Genomic DNA, 19,337 nt, shown 5'->3' with positions numbered 1-19,337 from the left:
TCCCATCCCGAACACAGTAGTTAAGCTCGTAAACGCCGAAAGTACTTGGCTGGAAACGGCCTGGGAGGATAGGAAGTCGCTGATTAAGAAAATAAAAGGAGACACCGAAAGGTGTCTCTTTTTATTTTCTAATGTAATATACTATTTTGCTTAAGCCGTTTCCAGCCAACATGGAACAAGTAATATTTATAGTATAAATGATAAGGCCTGGGATCCCCAGTGAACCACTTTCATAGGAGCATAGTGACGCATAAAAGTGTGTGAATCGGGGAGTTCGGCCCGTAAGGTTTTCTACGACCGAAGAGAGAGAGAAAACCCACAGGGCAGAATAGGAAGTCGCAAACGATAAAGCTTTATCTATAAGTTATGTCAGTCTACAGTGGGATAGTAGTAACTAAAATGCTTTTTATACCTGTATATTTTTCTAGAGTTTACTTAGTTATTTATGATATAATCTGATCGGATTAGTAACTATGAATCCATGATTACATTTATTCTGGGAGTTTATATTATGAACACACTCGACAAATTTAAAACACAAATCCAAGAAATGATGGACACAGACTACAGTTCTTTCATAAAAGCTCTAATTAGTATCGAAACAGGAGAAACTAAGATAGATAAATTACAAGCTCTATATGATTCATATATGGAAAATGATGACGTAACTTTGGTGAACGAGTTTTTCTATAAACAGTAATAGTACAGCTTTAATTAAAAATATTAAACTATCACAAGCTATACTCGAATCATGAATTCGAGTATAGCTTTTCTAACTAATAAATGTTTCATTACTTTAATTTAAAACTGAACTAATGTGATATAATATAGTAAATTAGGTAACAAGTGTTTCTTAATTTTGATATAAAGGACCACAATTTTGATACCTTTTATATTGACATATTTTCTGTACAGGTGAATTTAAACTGTTAATATCTTGTAATTAATAAATGTGTAAGTAATAGGTGAAGTATGGACGATACAAATATTCTATATGATGAAACAGATCCAAAATCTATTGAACGCTATGCGAAGCAATTAATAGGAAAAACCTTTAAAGATATTATTTGTAACGAAGAATTGAATGATGAAGAATTTATTAGCTTTGCAAATTTTGCTAGAAAAGGTGGCCTAGGAAATTTAGTAGAGAAGCATTTCTTTCAGTATGATATTAATAGTAACTCTGAAGCAGATTTTGAAAAGGCGGGGGTTGAGCTAAAAGTTACACCTTATGAAATGACAAAAAGAAATACTTATAAGGCTGGTGAACGATTAGTATTAACTATGATATCCAATACTGAGCCAGTAGAGGATGATTTCTATAAATCTCATCTTTGGCAAAAATGTAGGCTTATGCTATTAATGTTTTATCTAAGAGATAGAATGTTATCTGATAAGCTAGATTATGGAATTAACTTTGTAGGTCTATTTGAACCGATTGATAAAGATTTAGAGATTATTATTAATGATTACCAAGTTATTATTGATAAAATAAAATCTGGAAAGGCTCATGAACTCTCTGAAGGAGATACACTATACTTAGGGGCATGTACTAAAGGGGCTACTGCTGCATCAAGTATGGCTACACAATATTATAATCCTGATGTACCTGCAAAGCGTCGAGCTTTTGCTTTTAAACAAAGCTATATGACCTATGTACTGAATAATTATTATGTAGGAAAGCACGATGTAGCAGAATCAATTTTATCCGATACTGATGAAATAAACCTAGGTAAGGTACTAACTGATAAAATTAAACCTTATATAGGCAAATCAGAAGAAGAATTATGCCAAATGTTTGATTTAGTAGATTCCTCAAATAAAGCTCGATTGAGTATGTTAGTGTATCGTATGTTGGGAGTATCCTCTAATCAAGCCGAGGAGTTTATCAAAGCTAACATTGTTATTAAGACGATTCGTGTCAACAAAAATAATAAAATCAAAGAAAGTATGTCTTTTCCAGCGTTTAGTTTTAAGAAGTTGGTAGAAGAAGAGTGGGAAGATTCTGATCTATGTAAGTACTTTGAAGAAACAAAACTATTTTTTGTGGTATATACTGAAAATGATGCAGGAGAATATGTATTAAAGGGCGTTAAACTATGGAATATGCCAGCTAAGGACATAGCTTTATTAGAAGAGTTTTGGAAAGGTGTGCAAAAGATTATTAAGGATGGTATAGAACTTATTCCCACAAAAAATAAAATGGGTGATTATGTAGTTAAAAATAACTTACCTGGTAAAAATAGCCATCCTATTAGTCATATTAGACCACATGCATCTAGATCATTTTATCAATTAGAAAATGGTGTTACCTATGGTAAAGGGTCATTGGTGGATGCTGATGAGTTGCCAGATGGTCGTTTTATGACAAAACAGTGTTTTTGGCTAAATAATTCGTATGTATTAAGTGTTATTAAAGATGTATTATAATTTTCTTAATCTATTAATGAATGTATGTGATTAGGATAATTCAAAAGGAGAAGGTAATGAAACTGACCGTAGTTGAACTTTTTGCGGGAGTTGGTGGATTTCGGGTTGGTCTTAATCATGTAAAGGAAGTTGATTCCGAGACAGGTCTTGCTATTGAGCAAGGCGATTGGAACTTTGTATGGGCTAATCAGTGGGAACCATCTACTAAAGTACAACCAGCATTCAATTGTTACACTAGTCGATTTGGAGTAGGAAATCATAGTAATCAAGATATTAATACAGTAGACAAAACTACTATACCAGACCATGCATTATTAGTTGGTGGATTTCCATGTCAAGATTATTCTGTAGCGAGAACATTGTCGAAGGAAAAAGGTATTGAAGGTAAAAAAGGCGTTTTATTTTGGGATATAAAAGATGTTATAGAAAAGAAACAGCCATCCTTTGTTGTATTAGAAAATGTAGATAGATTACTTAAGTCACCAGCTAATCAAAGAGGTCGTGACTTTGCTATTATGTTAAAAACATTCGATGAGTTAGGGTATCATGTTCATTGGCGAGTCATTAATGCCGCAGATTATGGGATGCCACAAAAACGTAGAAGAGTCTTTATTTTTGCCTATAAAAGAAATACCTCTTATGCATATACCATTCAACAAAAGGTTCAAGAAATAGGTTTTGAAGATTGGTTCTATCAACATGAGTTTTTTAATAGTATATTTCCAGTTCAAAAACTTTCAACAAAGTTAGTTCAAAAAGATATACAACAGTATAAGGATATTGTCGAAGTTAGTGATAGTTATAACCAAGGAAAATTTTTATTATCTGGTTATATGGCGGATGGTGAAATATATAATAGTGATGTAGAATCTATTGTTGAAGATGTATATCCACTGAAAAAGGTAATAGATATTGCAAGAAATCATGAAACACAACCGTATAGTTCCTATACCATTAGTGATGAAAAAGTGGAAAAATGGAAATATTTAAAAGGTGGAAAGCGGATTGAACGAGTTCGTCCTGATGGAGGTATTTACTATTACTCAGAAGGAAGTATGAATTTTCCAGATGATGTGAATGTACCAGGTCGAACTATGTTAACTAGTGAAGGAACGGCTAATCGATCATCTCATATTGTGTTAGATGAAGAGAGTCAAAAGTATAGAACTATTACAGAAGTTGAAGCAGAGCTGCTACAGATGTTTCCGCCTAATTGGACTAATACAGGAATGACAAAGCGAAATAGATATTTTATGATGGGGAATGCCTTGGTAACAGGTGTAATAAGTAGACTAGAACCTCATTTAAAAGAGATAATTTTACATGAAGGTGAATAGTCATCTTCCCCAGAAAGGACTCCCATGAAACAACTCCAAACCGACGCAATTCACATTCCCATCCCAGATATGTACTTAGCAGAAGTCCGTTTTAGCACAAATAACGAGAGAGGGACTTTCATTGTTGAGCACATGGAGCTCTATGAAGGTGATTTAGTGTATGTAACGGGGCCTATGAAGGAGAAGGTGGGGACCATCATCGATGTGACCTATCATTGCAAAGTTCGCCCTTCTAAATATGAGCGTGTAGTGGCAAAGATTGACACCGATTTATATGGTGAATTTATTCCTCTTGAGCATTTATGGGTTACTTTTGACCGTCACTGTATGGACAAGGATAAGATGCGTCTTTGGTTCTTGTCACCTTTGACGGATGGGGAATGCGTGGACTCTAGCGGGTTTATACCATTTGCTTTGCATAATTTAGATAACTTCAAAATTTCAGATATTCGTGCAGAGCGTGGTGAAAGTTACTACGAGGAACATCGTGTGGTCTACATTTGCTTAGATAAGGGCAAGGGCTATGCTATCGTACAAGGATCTGAATATTATGAGGTCACTTTCACCTATATAGATGAGAAAATTCATGACATAGTTTGCAATTGCTATTGTGAAGGACATTGCAAGCATGAATATGCTGTATTGCTACAGTTGCAGGACTTACTGGGTGATTGGACAGTAAACTTTGACGAGAATTACGCTAAACAGGAATACTTTGCAGCAATAGATAAAACAGTGGTTTGGAATATGAGTGTAAGCCGTAAATACGGAGAAATTATCAAGTTAACAGAAGAATCTTATGAAGGGTTCGTTATATATGATGAATAAGGAGGTCCTATGAAAGAGCGTAAACTTTCATCGGAGATGAAATTCGATGGTAAATTAATTAAAGTAACTTATGATATAGCTGAGGTCAATGGCAAGGAAGCGTGGCGTGAAGTCGTTCATCATCCAGGGGCGAGTGCTATTGTAGCTATTGATGAAGATAATCGTATCATTATGGAAAAACAGTTCCGCTATGCTTTGAACGATTATTTGCTAGAAGTTCCAGCTGGTAAATTAGATGCTGGTGAAGATCCGTTAGTATGCGCCAAACGTGAGTTAGAAGAAGAAACTGGTATTATTGCATCAGAATGGATTAGCCTTGGTACCATCGCTACATCTCCTGGATTTTGTAATGAAGTTATTCATTTATATGTGGCAAAAGGACTTTCAAAAGGGGAAATCCATTGGGATGAAGATGAATATGTGGAAGTAGAGCGCTATACTTTCGATGAATTGTTACAACGCATTAGTGAAGAAAAAATTAAAGATAGCAAAACATTATCTGCGTTATTATTAGCTATGCCGTATTTAAAATAGTGAAAGAATGCCTAGGAGTGTAACTTCCTAGGCATAGCTTGTATATGAACGGCGATAGAGAGGAGGTCTCTATGTTTAAACGAATCATAACTATTGTGACAGATAGTGTAGGTATTGGTCATAGTTCAGATGCAGAACGCTTTGGGGACATGGGTGCCAATACATTGGGCCATATTGAAGAGGCTGTGGGTCCTTTACGGATTCCAAATTTACGGAAATTGGGTATCGGTAAGATAGCAGATATAACCCCGCAACAAGATACGGTGATAGGTGCTTTTGGTCGTATGCATGAACAAAGTACGGGAAAAGATACTACCAGCGGTCATTGGGAGATGATGGGACACCCTGTGAAAGTTCCTTTCCCAACGTTTTATGACGGGTTTCCACAGGAGTTGATGGATACTTTCACGAAGGAAACCGGCTATGGATTTTTAGGTAATGAAGCCGCATCAGGAACGGAAATCATTGAGCGCCTAGGGGAAGAACATATGAAAACGGGGAAACCCATTGTGTATACGTCTGCTGATTCGGTGTTTCAAATTGCCGCCCATGAAAGTATCATACCTTTAGAGGACCTATACAAAATGTGCCAAATTACACGAGAACGTGTGTGTATTGGGGAGTATTATGTAGGGCGTATTATTGCTCGTCCTTTTGTGGGAGAACTAGGTCATTTTGTACGCACCTCAAATCGTCATGATTATAGTCGCTTACCAGAAGGGCGATTCGTATTGCAAGCCTTACAAGATGTGAACGTGCCGACCATCGGGGTAGGAAAGATTGGTGATATTTACGCTCATATCGGTTTGGATCAGTCCTATCCAACGAAATCTAATTCCCATGGTATGAATGTAGTGGCTGCTTTGTTGGGGCATAGTGCAAATGGTGTAGATAGTGTACATAATACAGATAGTACGGATAATACACATAGTACTCATAGTACACCTGATACAGGTACTATACCTAATACTGCGGTGGATGGTAGATTTACGCATGGGTATCTAATGGTGAACCTAGTAGAGTTTGATAGCTTGTATGGTCATCGTCGTGATGTACAAGGGTATGGCCGTGAGATAGAAATGTTTGACTATCAACTAGGGGGATTACTGGAACTATTGACCAAAGATGATTTGCTACTTATCACAGCGGACCATGGTAACGATCCGACTTGGAAGGGAACAGACCATACACGGGAATTAGTGCCAATTCTGGCATATTCACCAGCTTTTACAGGACCTATTGAGCTAGGTGATAGACGGAGCTTTGCGGACATTGGACAAACTGTATTGGAAAACTTTGGGATTACCGAATCATTTGTGGGAGAAAGTTTCTTGTGTGAACTAGTAAAAGATATTCCACAACCGATACAATTTGGTTTGGGAAAAGGATTGTTTAAAACTACAGATGATATTCATGCAGGCGATGATGCAATTCAAGAAGTATTTAAGGAGTACACATGATGAATTGTATAAGGACAATAAAAAAGTGACAACACTGTTGACATAATTGAATTTGTGAATAGCAATAAATCGTTGCATAGCAAAAGAGGCTATCAGTATTGAAGAAAATTCTTCCTGACTGATAGCCTCTTTTTTGAGTACATGTACCTTCAAAATCTTACGCGCGTGTAATTTTATCAGAACGAAGGCAGCGTGTGCAAACGTTAACTCGTTTAGTTTCGCCGTCTACAATTGCTCGTACTCTTTGGATGTTTGGTTTCCAAGTTCGTTTGGAACGGATATGGGAATGAGAAACATTCATACCCGTAGTAGTGGATTTACCACATACTTCGCAAAGGTTTGCCATTTGTTTCCACCTCCAAAGTGTTTACTACTAATATAACATATGTATTTTATCATAAAAGGGCAGAGAAATGCAAGTGTATTTCTTCCTTTTAGATAAGATTATACTAGCCTATTAACTATATACTAAAATTGTAAAATCTGTCAAATTTTACAAAAAACATCTTGCGTTTAATTTTAACAAGATGTATAATTTAAACATAATTAAATATAAGAAGGACACTTTGATACAACGCCTAACACACGTGACTCTTAAAAAAGTGTCCTTCTTTTTTGTGTTCATTTTTAGGTGGGATTCATATTAGATGGTCTTTCTATGGTATAATAGAAAGCATCAAGTATCTACTACACATAGTAGCGTGTCATAATACATAGATACACAGATAGATCCAGTGATATTAGTTATGACATTGTATTAGCACGTGCTGGCAGTATGGCGTTTCTTATCTTTTGACCAGTCGATATAAACTCGTCATCTTACATAGTTACAGGATAGCATTCGTTATGTATTAACTAGCTAATATGAATGCGTCATGTAGTGAACTTTCAGAATTGATAGAATAAAAATTGTTACTAAGACGGCGTGGATAGAAAAGAGTGCGGATAGAATATGAATGAACAATTGCAATCGATAAAGAGCGTGGGACCGCAACGAGTGAAACAATTGAATAAATTAGGCATCTATACGGTAACAGGTTTGTTGCATTATTTTCCTCGTACTTTTGAAGATAGACGGCAGGTGTATACGATCTGCGAAGCTCCTATGGGAGAAATGGTAGGTGTGACGGGACAGGTAGTACGGGTTAGTGAAAAGCGACCAAGACCACGCATGCATATATTAACAGTTACTCTATCTGATGGAATACGTCAATTGAATTTGACATTTTTTAACCAAGCGTATAAGAAAAACTTTTATAAACCTGGTCAACATATATATGCCTATGGGAAGATAGAACATGCCTATGGTGCGTACCAAATGAATACACCTCAAGTGGAAATGATAGAGGAAGGGCAAGTCATAGAGCGTGGTATTGTACCTGTTTATGGTTTGACGGAAGGTATGAAACAATGGGGTATCAGACTGGCCATAAAAAACTGGTTTGAACATAATGGTACTTTAGAAGATGTGGTCCCTCAAGATGTGATGGGCGATAAGTTCAATATGAGTCGCTATGATGCCTTTCGAGAGATGCATTTTCCTACATCTTGGGAACGGTATCAAGAGGCACGTAAGCAATTAGCCTATGAAGAACTATGGATTATGCAAATGGGACTATTACTCCTTCGTTCTCATGAACAGGACCAAGGGGGATTCCCAATGACCGAAAATGGATCGTTGGTGGAACGAATTAGGCAAGGCTTGCCATTTACATTGACTGGTGATCAAGAGAAAGCCTTAGGGGAGATTGCTCACGATATGGAACAGCCCCGAGCTATGCAGCGGTTAGTACAAGGTGATGTTGGTTCTGGTAAAACGGTAGTAGCTGCATTGGCTCTAGCGAAAGCAGTAGAAAATGGATTTCAAGGGGCTATTATGGCGCCGACAGAAATTTTGGCGACCCAACATTTTGAAAGTTTTCAGGAACTCTTTCAAGATGCACCGATACGAATGGCATTGCTGACGGGCTCTACGAAGAAAAAGCAAGATCTCTATGATGCTTTAGAACAAGGAGATATTGATGTCTTGGTAGGTACGCATGCATTGATCCAAGACAAGGTGGTATTTCACCAATTAGGGCTGATTGTAGTAGATGAACAGCATCGATTTGGTGTAGAGCAACGGGCAAAATTGCAACGAAAAGGAGACCACCCTCATGTGCTAATTATGACTGCCACACCTATACCACGTACTATGACCTTATCTATTTATGGAGACTTAGAAGTTTCCTTGATTAAGGAAATGCCCCCAGGTCGTAAACCGGTGAAGACCTACGCTGTGGATTTATCTTACAAGGAGCGGTTACTACATTTTTTTGAGAAAGAAATGCAAGCAGGTCGTCAAGTCTATGCGGTGTGCCCATTAGTAGAAGAGTCTGAAAAAATGGATTTACAAGCAGCAGAACAAATTTATTACGAATATAAAGAATATTTTGAACCACACTATCGTGTAGGTTTGGTGCATGGTCGTATGCGTCCAAAGGAAAAAGAAGAAATTATGGATGCCTTTTATCGTAAGGAAATCCATCTTCTTGTATCAACTACTGTGATTGAGGTAGGTGTGAATGTGCCCAATGCGACCATTATGTGCATCCATAATGCAGAACGTTTTGGGTTATCTCAGTTACATCAATTGCGTGGTCGTGTAGGTCGTGGATCTTCACAAGCTTACTGTATCCTGATTAGCGATAGCAAAAACCCTGATAGTAAAACTCGACTTTCACTGATGGAACAAACGCAAGACGGATTTGAACTAGCAGAGCAAGACTTGCTTATCCGTGGTACGGGAGAATTATTTGGATTGGCTCAATCAGGGCTACCAGATTTGAAAGTGGCGAACATCATCAAAGATATTCCGATTCTTGTGGAAGCCCGGGAGGATGCAAAAGCTTATTTACTAGCTCATGGTTTTGAAGATGTACAATCTACGTTGCGCCATCAAATGGAAGCACGCTTTGGACCACAATATATGCGTATTTTGTATAGTTAAAGTTGTTTAGTAAGGGCTAAATATGATACAATAAGGTGAGATTTTATCTGTAGCACAGTGTTATGGATACGTAATGGTGAGGGAGGATATACTCATGCCTATTATTCATGTAGAACTTGTTGAAGGTCGTACTTTTGAACAAAAGAAAGCTCTTGGTGAAGCGATTACAAAAGCAACTGTGGAAACTGTAAAAGTGCCTGCAGAAGCAGTTAAAGTAATTTTCGTAGACATGAAAGCTGATAACTATATGGAAGCTGGCGTTATGCGCTGCGAAAAGAAATAATAAGGGAAATTACCTACCAGAAGGATAGGTCTATGATAGGGAGGCATCTCTTTCATATGTCCTGTCCTTCTTGTTTACATACTAGAGTAGATGAGGTGAATGGTGCAGAATCAAATACATGTGCTATCCGTTCCAATTGATGTGGTAACGATGACGGAAGCCGTAGATAGAGTGCTTTCATTAGTGGGACAGCCAAAATTACATATGGTGGCAACGGCCAATGCAGAAATGATTATGATGGCACAGGATAATCAAAGATTGTTAGAGGTTCTGCAACAAGCTGATCTCGTTGTACCTGATGGAGCAGGTGCTTTATGGGCGGCTGAGCAACAAAAACAGCGGTTTCCAGAGCGAGTGACAGGTTGTGATCTATTACAACAGTTATTGAAAGCAGCTAAAGCACATAATATTAAGGTCTATTGTTTAGGCGGAGCTGAGGGCGTTGTCAAAAAAGCCTTAGAAAATATGACAGCAGAACTTGGAGAATTGCCAGTAGTGGGATATCATTCTGGTTATTTCACAGCCGAAGAAGAAGTAGAAATTCTTGATGAGATTCAACGTAGTGGAGCTCAATTAGTGTTTGTTGCCTTTGGGGTGCCGAAACAAGAGTTTTGGATTCAAGAAAAATTGTCCCATTTAGATGGTGTCGTAGCCATGGGAGTGGGCGGTTCTTTTGATGTATTAGCGGGTATGTTGAAACGAGCTCCTCTATGGATGCAAGAAAACCGCTTAGAGTGGTTATATCGATTGGCATTGCAACCAAAACGTATCATTCGTATGTTAGCATTGCCTAAATTTATGTGGACGGTATGGCGCCATAAATCTTGATACAGTGCAGTCGTATCTTGATGGAGCTATCACTAGTTAAGAGAGGTTTAGTATGGGTTTGATTGTTAAAGAAGGATATCCTTTAATTGGTGCTTGTCTTGTTGTGACGGCACTGGTAGGCTACTTTCTATCATGGTGGTTAGGAATTATACCATTTGTACTGGCATTATTCTTTACTTATTTTTTCAGAAATCCTAATCGCCGCATTCCTCATGATCCAAAGGTTCTAGTATCACCTGCGGATGGGAAAGTAATGGAAGTAGTAGAGGTCTTTGAGGACACGTATTTACATCAACAATGTAAAAAAGTAACGATTTTTTTATCTGTTTTTGATGTCCATGTGAACCGGGCACCCATGGCAGGTGAAATTACGTTCCGCCAATATACAGAAGGACGCTTTTTACCAGCCTATAAGGATTCAGTAGGTTATGAAAATGAACGTCACACGATTAGTATTAAAAATGAGAAGATGGAAATTGTGGTGACACAGATTGCGGGCTTGTTGGCTAGACGTATCGTGTCTTGGACGGATGTAGGAGATACCTTAGAGCAAGGTACTTTATATGGTATGATTAAATTCGGGTCTTGCACAGAACTATTTGTTCCATTAGACGTAGAAATTTGCGTGACAAAAGGACAACATGTAGTCGGTGGTGAGACGATTATTGGGAGGGTGAAAGATGAATAAGTCTATATTTCCCAATCTATGTACAGCAGCTAACTTAGCCTTTGGTGTTGTAGGGATTAGTTTATCTGCAACAGGTAATTTTACAGGAGCTGCGATTTGTGTACTACTATCTTTATTAGCCGATGGCTTAGATGGACGAATTGCTCGTGCATTGGGAGTTTCTGGAGAGTTTGGTCGTGAGCTAGATTCATTAGCGGACGTAGTCGGCTTTGGTGTATCTCCAGCTTTTATGCTGTACATGATGAGCTTAGATCACTATGGTTGGTTGGGCTATGTGCCATTGTTGGTATTCTCTGTACTAGGGGCTTTCAGATTGGCACGATTTAATATTATGACAGAAGAAGTACATGGTTACTTCCAAGGGTTACCGATTCCTGCAGCAGGTTGTATGGCAGCTACTTATGTCTTAAGTGGTGTTCGTATTCCTGATGTGGCACTGATGTTAGCCATGATATTCGTAGGCTATTTGATGGTCAGCAATGTACATCACCCAGATTTTAAAGGGAAAGGTAGCGATCCAGTGCAACCCATTGCCGTAGGGATTACTGTAGGCTGTGGCGTATTTTGCCTATTGATGGACTATCGCTCCTGGCCGGTATTGATTTTTGTATTATATGCTGTATATGGTATTAGTAATACTATCATCAATAACATTCGTAAATAGGAAGGAACTAGGATGAATTACGTTTGGTTTGACCTAATTATGATTCCTATACAGGTAATTATCGTATTTTATACCTTGTATTACTTCGTGTTGATGGTCTGTGGTATGTGGCATAAAAATGATAAAACGGAATGCCCACCGAAACATTCCTTTGCCATCATTGTATGCGCTCATAATGAAAGTGCCGTGATAGGTCAATTGGTGAATAATCTACAAGTCCTAGATTATCCTCGTCACTTATATGATATCTTTGTGGTAGCAGATAATTGTAAAGATGATACGGCTAAGATTGCTCGCGAAGCTGGTGCTGAAGTGTATGAACGCTTTAATACTGAGGAAGTGGGTAAAGGCTATGCCATGGGCTGGATGTTTGATAAAGTATTCGACATGGAACGCCAATATGATGCCTTCGTCATTTTTGATGCGGATAATTTAGTGCATCCTCATTTCCTCTATGAAATGAATCGTCATTTGGAAAAAGGGGAACCTGTAATCCAAGGATACTTGAATGCGAAGAATCCAACAGATACATGGGTGGCTGGTACCTTTGCTATTGCCTTTTGGATGGTGAATCATATGTGGCATTTGGCGAAATATAACCTGGGACTTTCCACAGCCTTGGGCGGCACAGGTATGTGTATTCGTACAGATATCATCCGCGATTATGGTTGGTCTTGTAATAGCTTGACAGAAGATATGGAATTTTCCTTGAAACTGTTAATCCATGGTGTAAAAACTACGTGGGCTCATAATGCTATTGTGTATGATGAAAAGCCATTGACCTTTATGCAGTCTTGGAATCAGCGAAAACGCTGGGCCCAAGGTCATTTTGATACAGGAGAACGGTATATTCCGAAACTCTTTGTGCAAGGTATTAAGAAAGGGAAATGGACAATTCTAGACGGGATTGTGCAGATTACACAGCCCTATTTCTTGTTATTGTCAGCCTTTTATATTATTATGACCTATATCAATGGCATTGTGCCATTGTATACGAATATCATTTACCAAATCTTGCCAGTACAAGTATGGCAGATTATCGGTATTGGACAATATTTATTTCCACTTATTGTGTTGGCTCAAATTAAAGTGCCACCAAAAGTTTGGATCTATTATTTATTATATCCGCTATTCATCTATTCTTGGGTACCCGTTACCTTCTTAGGATATTTGAATCGCCATGACAAAGTATGGTCCCATACACAACATACCCGTGGGGTAGCATTAGGGGAAGTGAAATTAACCCGTATGGGCGATACGAGTCGGAAAACAAAAGAATAAGATATGATACGAGCAACAGGATGTGAAAGTTCTGTTGCTTTTTTGTGTGCTTGTTGAAAGGTGTAGATGCAGAGTGTGAGCTAAAAGCTATGTAACGATATTTGATATTTATTATAAAGATTGTACCCAAAACCACACACTTTTGGGTGTATCTTTAGTGTTTATTGTAGTTTTGATTTACAGATTGTAGTAAATTTGCACCAAATATTATATAATATTTGGTGCAAGGAGGGAGAAAAATGACATATAAAGAGAAAATTTTAGATAGAATTAATACTCTAAAGGATGGACATGTTTTTATTGCCAATGATTTTTTTGATATTGCTGGATATGAAACAATTCGTAGTGCTTTAAATCGTCTTGTGGAGAGTAATAAAATTAGCCGTATTATGAAGGGAATCTATTTCAAACCAAGATACATTGAAATCATTGATGAATACACAACGCCATCTATTGATGAAGTGGCAAACGCCATTGCTAGAAAATATAATTGGACAATCGCACCATCTGGAAATACAGCATTAAATATATTAGGACTATCTACGCAGGTTCCTGCCACATGGTCGTATATATCTGATGGAAGATATGCAAAGTTTACGGTTGGCAATACGATGATAGAATTTAAACGTAGGACGAATGGAGATATTTCAAAAATGTCTACTATGACAGCTATGATTATACAAGCCATCAAAGCCATTGGAAAAGACAATGTCACGGAAAATGAGATTAACTTTTTAAAGGCAAAAATATCACCACAAGATAAAGAAGAACTATTATATAATGCTAAAAGTACAAGTGTTTGGGTATACTATATTATTATGAAAATATGTGAGGTAGAACATGTTTGAGTATAAGAAGATAGTATTGCTGTACTGAGATCCTTGGAAGATGAATTACATAAATTATAGATATAAGCCCTGTTGCAGTTCACATTTTGCAACAGGGCTTTTGCTATCCCCAAAAATAGGGCTCAAAATATATTCTAGATCCGCAACTATTGGGACTTTTATAATTTTTAAATTTCACTTTTCTATATACTAAGAGAGGCAAAAATTTTTAAATTTATGTTGCCAATGACAAAATATGTCATTTGTGATGGGTATACTGTACTCATACTTAGTGTTTTGAAAGTGGTATAAGACCACGGAAAGGAAATGATTATGAATTTTTGGAAAGTATTAATGGAATCAATTACAGCGAAGCAACAACAAAAGGGACAGAATGGACGCATGGGGACACAGTGGTTTGATGTATCTCAAGACACATCAAAGGTAGTCGTGCCGATGGCACATCCTAGTCAGCTTGGAACGGAAGTTAGTGTACGTGAAAAACCTACGGTTAGTACAATGACTGAGGTAGTCAACTCCCAAGCAGTGCTTGGGTCTAGCGTACCAACAACAGGACATGTTGCAGAAGATATCATGAAAGTATCTAGCGAATCCATGCAAGGAGAAGTAGATCAAGGTGATACTATTGCTCAAACGCAAGTATCTGTAGAAGGTCAAGAGGTGGTTCAAACGCAGTTTGATGGTATAGATACAACTCAATTATCTGTACAAGCTAAGGACTTAGTGAAATCAGAGTCAGATCAAAGCAACACCATTTCGGTTCTATCCGGATCAGTTCATTGTGCAGTAGAAGCATTTGCACGATTTGGCAGAGCAGATATGTTAGCACAATTAGTGCAGGAACAGGATGTACATAAAGAGATTGAGTACTTGGTTGGCTCTCTATCCGACTTTGCAGAGGCGGCCCATTTATGCAAAGGGGATGATATGGATTTTGCAGTTCATGCCATTCGTCAAGGTATCAAAGATTGTGAAGCTATTACAGCCAATAGCGAAGTAGATGCAGCTTTCTTGCAGTACTTGCCAACGTTAAAAGAAAGCTTAGGGAACTTATTAGATACGACTGTTCATAGTCAAGAATTACAATTAGCCATGATTCAATGGTGCTTGCAATGTGGTTTATACCAGCAATCGGTGACCTTAAGTACGGAGTGGGTGCCAACGATCTTATTCAATAAAGGCGTTTACTACACCGATCGTACTGACATGGAAGTGTTATTTAAAAAAGAAATTGAATCTATGCAGCGTACTTGGAAAGAGTGTTTTGTCATTACTTACCGTGATTATGCAGGGAATAAAGCAGTCAGTGTGGCTGGTGGTGATACAGTAGGAGCAGAATTATCTGTGATCCGTGATGAATTGCGTGGGGCTATTAACAAAAACCAAGTGACCAAAGCTTTTGCTAATTTCTCTTATAACAAAGAAAAAATTCTAGCATTTATGCTCGATTTGTACCCAGCCTATTTACATGTACAGCAAAATATACGCTCTGTTGTGGATGTTATGTATTTTCAAGCACAATACCCAGAGATTGAAGGCTACTTGCGTGAATACTATGAAATCCAATGCACTAGCGTGAGCTACCATAAACAATATTATCAATTCTTACAACAAAGTGCATCCGATTACGGCGCTTTCATCCGTCAATTCTTACAAGCACCGACAGCAGAATTGGTAGAACGATTTGATTTGTATAAAGGCGTTTGCTTTGATGAAGAGGATGAGGAATCCTTAGAATCGGTAGCAGTGGAAACATTCCAAAAACAGCGTATTAAATTAATTCGTGATTGCCAAGCTATGCTTGCCTACGGTAGTGCGAAAACAGATTTACCACAAGTAGAGGCGCTACAGTTCTTGGTGGAATTCCATTACATTCGCCATCTTCGCAACAATATCAACCATGCAGCAGATAAAACATTGGTCATCACTAGCGATATGGTGAAAGAAGCAGTGTCTACTTTGGTATCATCCTTACAAGCTGGTCAGTGGTTGGGGACTTTCACAGTAGAAAGTGAATTGGAAAATAATCGAAATATTATTTAAAAAAGTGTTGCCAATGACAAAATATGTCACTTTCATATGGCATACTAATAGCATAGAGCACATAGTTCTAATACTTGGGGACATAGAAGAGAGAGAACATGTGATATCTAATTAGAATATTGTGAATCATTTAAGGAGGAAACATGACACAACAAGAAACAGTGTTGTCTGCTGTGGAACAGACAAAAGAAAAACTGAATGTGCTGCTAGACGATGTGAGCCGTTTTGAACGTGGTCAATTCGATGCAGGCAATAAGGATTTACAGTACTTTTTTGGCGTAGATGTAATTGCCGCATTGGATTCCAGAGAGGACGAGCATAGTACTGAAAGTGGTGCCAGTAAAGCTGGTCTAACATATTTCATAAACAAAGTGTATAGCCAACGAAAAGAAGCTGTGAAAGAGATGATTGCTACCTATGTAGATCGGACGTTAAAACGATATGACTGGACCTATGAAGTGGAATATGTAGCGGACCCATTAGGACAGGATGAGGATACAGAAGCATATCAAGAAATCATACGAGAAACAAACTTTCCTGTACGCAATTATCTTTCCTTAGAATCGGATGGTATTTACCAACAATGTAACGAACAGATTCGCCAAATTTTACAAGAGTTACAGGACACCATCGTGGCTACTTGCGGTGATACTATTTCATTGGATAGTCAGTTCACACAATGCTTTGTGGTACCGTCCTTACAAGATGTGTTGGATAATTTGAATGGATTGGATACGAATGCCTATTGGGTAAACACCATCGTGCAAGACTTTGAAAAGGGGTATTATCATAAACCTGAGCGATATATCGACTATATTGAAGTACACGATATGATACGCGATAAAGGATTTTTATCTCTACTTGGTTTTGATACTTGTTATATCTATGGTGATATGGGAGATGCGGCGCAAGAATTGTCGAGGGACCTTGCTGGTGCCGTGGAACTTAGCGATTTAAACCTATATGTAAAAGAGCAGGTACAGCTATTGATGAAAGAGTACGTAACGGCTGTGAAAGCATTAATCGATACAAAATGTCAGTCCATTGTAGAACAAATTGCATAACGTATAGCAGGTAATCCCTGACAGAGAAAGCCACCATCTCGGCTATGAAAGTTCATGGTGAGACGGTGGCTTTATGTATACACAAAAAACTATTGCCTTAGTTGAGAGAGTTTTTTATAATTAAAGTAATTGGTATTTCGAGAGTAAATACTTTCATAAGAGAAAGGACAAAAGAGATGAAACGATACATGGTCAAATTTCACTATCCTAATAGCACGACGGTACATACTGCCTATGAAAGTGCCCATTCCCGTAGTGAGGCGGCGAACAAGGTGAAAGCCCGTGAGGCAGGTTGTGGTCGTATTGTGAAAATTATTGCTACCGTGGAGCGATAAAATGGGGGACAAGATAGACAAGACACAGCGAATTTTGACGATGCAACGTCGCCTATTACAAGGGGAAGTGCTGTGTAAACCAGAATTGGCAAAAGAGTTCGGAATTAATGAACGTTCCGTACAACGAGATATCGATGATTTACGAGCCTATTTGCATGATGAAAGTACCCTGTATGGGAATGAACAGCTTATCGTGTATGATCAAAAGCGGAAAGGCTATGTACTCAGCCATGGAGAATCGGCTTGCTTATCCGTCAACGAACTAGTGGCTATTGCGAAGGTAATGCTAGATAGTCGTTCCCTATTACGAGACGATATGGGGCGTATATTGAATAAACTGCTGAAAACATTTTTACCCCATGAAGAGGTAAAACTGGTAGAGAATTTGATTCGCAATGAATTACACCATTATGTAGAATTGAGACATAAGAAAAATGTGTTGTCTCTGCTGCAAGACTTATCAAGAGCTATACAAGAGCAACGATATATTACGATTTCCTATGAAAAAAGTACGAACAAAGAAGTGGTCACACGGAAGTTATCGCCACTGGGCATCTGTTTTTCAGAATACTATTTCTACTTAACTGCCTATATGGACCGGGAAGAACGGAGTAAAATTCCTAAGGAATTACAGGACTTTCCAACTATTTATCGCTTAGATCGTATCCATAGTTTGACCGTTGAAGAGGAGCACTACCAAGTGCCATCTTATACATCACGGTACCAAGAAGCGGAGTTTCGTAAACGCATACAGTTTATGTACGGCGGTAGATTACAACGAGTTACCTTTACCTATATGGGGCATGATATCGATGCCATACTAGACCGCTTACCAACGGCTACCATTACCTGGTACGAAGAAGAAACACATACCTACCATATCCGTGCAGAAGTGTATGGAACAGGCATCTGGCGGTGGATACGGAGCCAGGGGGATGCTGTGACGGATGTGAAAGTTGAGGAGATATAAGGTTTCAGTACGACTTAATAAGTATATAAATTAATTTTAAATACAGAAAGGAATTATTATGTTTAAAGGCGCAATAATTGCAATTATGTTGGCACTTGGAACAATGTATTCAGCCGAGGCTACAGTACCGCCCACCACCTATTTAAGTAATGGAACACCAGCCTATTATGATTTTAATATTAATTTTCCAGAAGTATATTATCGAATGAGCACAGCAATGTACTTGGATAAAACCTCTGCAGTTATTTTAAAAGAGCAAGGAAGTCGTTTATCTATTGCTGTAAATACATTTGTAGTGAGTGCGGCTGATACTAATCATCCGAAGATATTTAGATATAATACCCATAGGTTTATATTTGATCGTGAGAATGGTGATTTATACTCTATGAATCAGGCAGGAGATGTTCGTTATGTTAATCCTAGAGGACCAGAATATCAGGTTCGTGGAGCTATGGAGCCAGCAGAAGCGGTATATTATATTATGACAGGTAAAAAATTTTTTGGAGAGAAATACTTTACTCAAGGATTTTATGATAGATTGTAAAAAATAATATTAGGCATATACATAGTATATGTAATGTCCCTCTCTCGCGTACGATGTACTCGGGGGGGGACATTTTGTATATATTTTTTAAGATAGAGTATTTCTAACGAGGTACTTTAGAAAGGAATTTATATCTTGAATTGTCAAGTCAAATGCAACTCTACTGAATGATAAACCTCGTATGGGGTTTTCCAATTTAAGCATTTGCGCG

At 38.0% G+C, this 19,337-nt stretch carries 18 protein-coding genes, 1 rRNA gene and 1 pseudogene; 19 read left to right on the top strand and 1 reads right to left on the bottom strand.

The annotated features are described in order from the left end of the window. From rrf to EO118_RS08205, 7 genes and pseudogenes are all read left to right on the top strand, one after another. Positions 1–85: ribosomal RNA gene (gene rrf, locus EO118_RS08235) — 5S ribosomal RNA — on the top strand; the annotation flags it as partial. A gap of 426 nt (positions 86–511) precedes the next feature. Further along, positions 512–700 carry a hypothetical protein gene (locus tag EO118_RS08230; protein ID WP_127069450.1) on the top strand — a complete coding sequence of 63 codons (189 nt, stop codon included), beginning with the start codon at positions 512–514 and terminating at the stop codon, positions 698–700. Positions 701–972: 272 nt separating this feature from the next. Continuing rightward, on the top strand, positions 973–2,430 hold the full coding sequence (locus EO118_RS08225; RefSeq protein ID WP_127069449.1) for a Sau3AI family type II restriction endonuclease: 1,458 nt from the start codon (positions 973–975) through the stop codon (positions 2,428–2,430). A gap of 56 nt (positions 2,431–2,486) precedes the next feature. Then, positions 2,487–3,767, top strand: coding sequence for a DNA (cytosine-5-)-methyltransferase (gene dcm / locus EO118_RS08220; protein ID WP_127069448.1), 1,281 nt, complete (start codon positions 2,487–2,489; stop codon positions 3,765–3,767). 24 nt (positions 3,768–3,791) lie between these two features. Further along, positions 3,792–4,595, top strand: a complete 804-nt coding sequence (locus EO118_RS08215) for an SWIM zinc finger domain-containing protein (protein ID WP_127069447.1) — start codon at positions 3,792–3,794, stop codon at positions 4,593–4,595. A gap of 9 nt (positions 4,596–4,604) precedes the next feature. Further along, entirely contained in the window at positions 4,605–5,129 is a 525-nt protein-coding gene (locus EO118_RS08210; RefSeq protein WP_127069446.1) for an NUDIX hydrolase, read from the top strand. A gap of 71 nt (positions 5,130–5,200) precedes the next feature. Further along, a pseudogene (locus EO118_RS08205) lies at positions 5,201–6,460 on the top strand (phosphopentomutase); the annotation flags it as partial. A gap of 286 nt (positions 6,461–6,746) precedes the next feature. On the opposite strand, the gene rpmB reads toward EO118_RS08205, so the two are convergent. Next, positions 6,747–6,935 (bottom strand): 50S ribosomal protein L28, encoded by a 189-nt coding sequence (gene rpmB, locus EO118_RS08200; RefSeq protein ID WP_038144954.1) that lies wholly within the window; start codon positions 6,933–6,935, stop codon positions 6,747–6,749. A gap of 606 nt (positions 6,936–7,541) precedes the next feature. On the opposite strand from rpmB, the gene recG reads away from it, so the two are divergent. The 12 genes from recG to EO118_RS08145 all read left to right on the top strand — a co-directional run bounded on the left by recG (position 7,542) and on the right by EO118_RS08145 (position 19,126). Continuing rightward, positions 7,542–9,578 (top strand): ATP-dependent DNA helicase RecG, encoded by a 2,037-nt coding sequence (gene recG / locus EO118_RS08195; protein ID WP_127069445.1) that lies wholly within the window; start codon positions 7,542–7,544, stop codon positions 9,576–9,578. Between the two features lie 94 nt (positions 9,579–9,672). Beyond that, a complete protein-coding gene (locus EO118_RS08190; protein ID WP_009353866.1) occupies positions 9,673–9,861 on the top strand; it encodes a 4-oxalocrotonate tautomerase in 189 nt (62 codons plus the stop codon). Positions 9,862–9,963: 102 nt separating this feature from the next. Then, on the top strand, positions 9,964–10,689 hold the full coding sequence (locus tag EO118_RS08185) for a WecB/TagA/CpsF family glycosyltransferase (protein ID WP_127069451.1): 726 nt from the start codon (positions 9,964–9,966) through the stop codon (positions 10,687–10,689). Between the two features lie 52 nt (positions 10,690–10,741). Continuing rightward, positions 10,742–11,377: a phosphatidylserine decarboxylase family protein gene (locus EO118_RS08180; protein WP_127069444.1), complete on the top strand. Its 636-nt coding sequence runs from the start codon at positions 10,742–10,744 to the stop codon at positions 11,375–11,377. Then, complete coding sequence (pssA, locus tag EO118_RS08175) at positions 11,370–12,041, top strand: CDP-diacylglycerol--serine O-phosphatidyltransferase (RefSeq protein WP_127069443.1); 672 nt, start codon at positions 11,370–11,372, stop codon at positions 12,039–12,041. Before EO118_RS08180 ends, pssA begins: the two co-directional genes overlap by 8 nt. Positions 12,042–12,053: 12 nt before the next feature. Next, on the top strand, positions 12,054–13,322 hold the full coding sequence (locus EO118_RS08170) for a glycosyltransferase family 2 protein (protein WP_127069442.1): 1,269 nt from the start codon (positions 12,054–12,056) through the stop codon (positions 13,320–13,322). Positions 13,323–13,561: 239 nt separating this feature from the next. Continuing rightward, positions 13,562–14,170 (top strand): DUF6088 family protein, encoded by a 609-nt coding sequence (locus EO118_RS08165; protein ID WP_127069441.1) that lies wholly within the window; start codon positions 13,562–13,564, stop codon positions 14,168–14,170. 312 nt (positions 14,171–14,482) lie between these two features. Continuing rightward, the gene (locus tag EO118_RS08160; RefSeq protein ID WP_164723916.1) at positions 14,483–16,213 is read left to right on the top strand and encodes a TM1812 family CRISPR-associated protein; all 1,731 of its coding nucleotides are present in this window, start codon (positions 14,483–14,485) and stop codon (positions 16,211–16,213) included. A 143-nt stretch (positions 16,214–16,356) separates the two neighbouring features. Beyond that, the gene (locus EO118_RS08155) at positions 16,357–17,277 is read left to right on the top strand and encodes a hypothetical protein (RefSeq protein ID WP_127069439.1); all 921 of its coding nucleotides are present in this window, start codon (positions 16,357–16,359) and stop codon (positions 17,275–17,277) included. 176 nt (positions 17,278–17,453) lie between these two features. Beyond that, the gene (locus EO118_RS08645) at positions 17,454–17,612 is read left to right on the top strand and encodes a hypothetical protein (protein ID WP_164723915.1); all 159 of its coding nucleotides are present in this window, start codon (positions 17,454–17,456) and stop codon (positions 17,610–17,612) included. A gap of 1 nt (position 17,613) precedes the next feature. After that, a complete protein-coding gene (locus EO118_RS08150) occupies positions 17,614–18,582 on the top strand; it encodes a YafY family protein (RefSeq protein WP_127069438.1) in 969 nt (322 codons plus the stop codon). Between the two features lie 58 nt (positions 18,583–18,640). Continuing rightward, complete coding sequence (locus tag EO118_RS08145) at positions 18,641–19,126, top strand: hypothetical protein (protein WP_127069437.1); 486 nt, start codon at positions 18,641–18,643, stop codon at positions 19,124–19,126. Positions 19,127–19,337 lie beyond the last annotated feature (211 nt).

It is taken from the genome of Veillonella sp. 3891 (genome assembly GCF_003992315.1).
In the GTDB taxonomy this organism is placed as follows: domain Bacteria; phylum Bacillota; class Negativicutes; order Veillonellales; family Veillonellaceae; genus F0422.
This window is presented reverse-complemented; position numbering and strand designations above follow the sequence as displayed.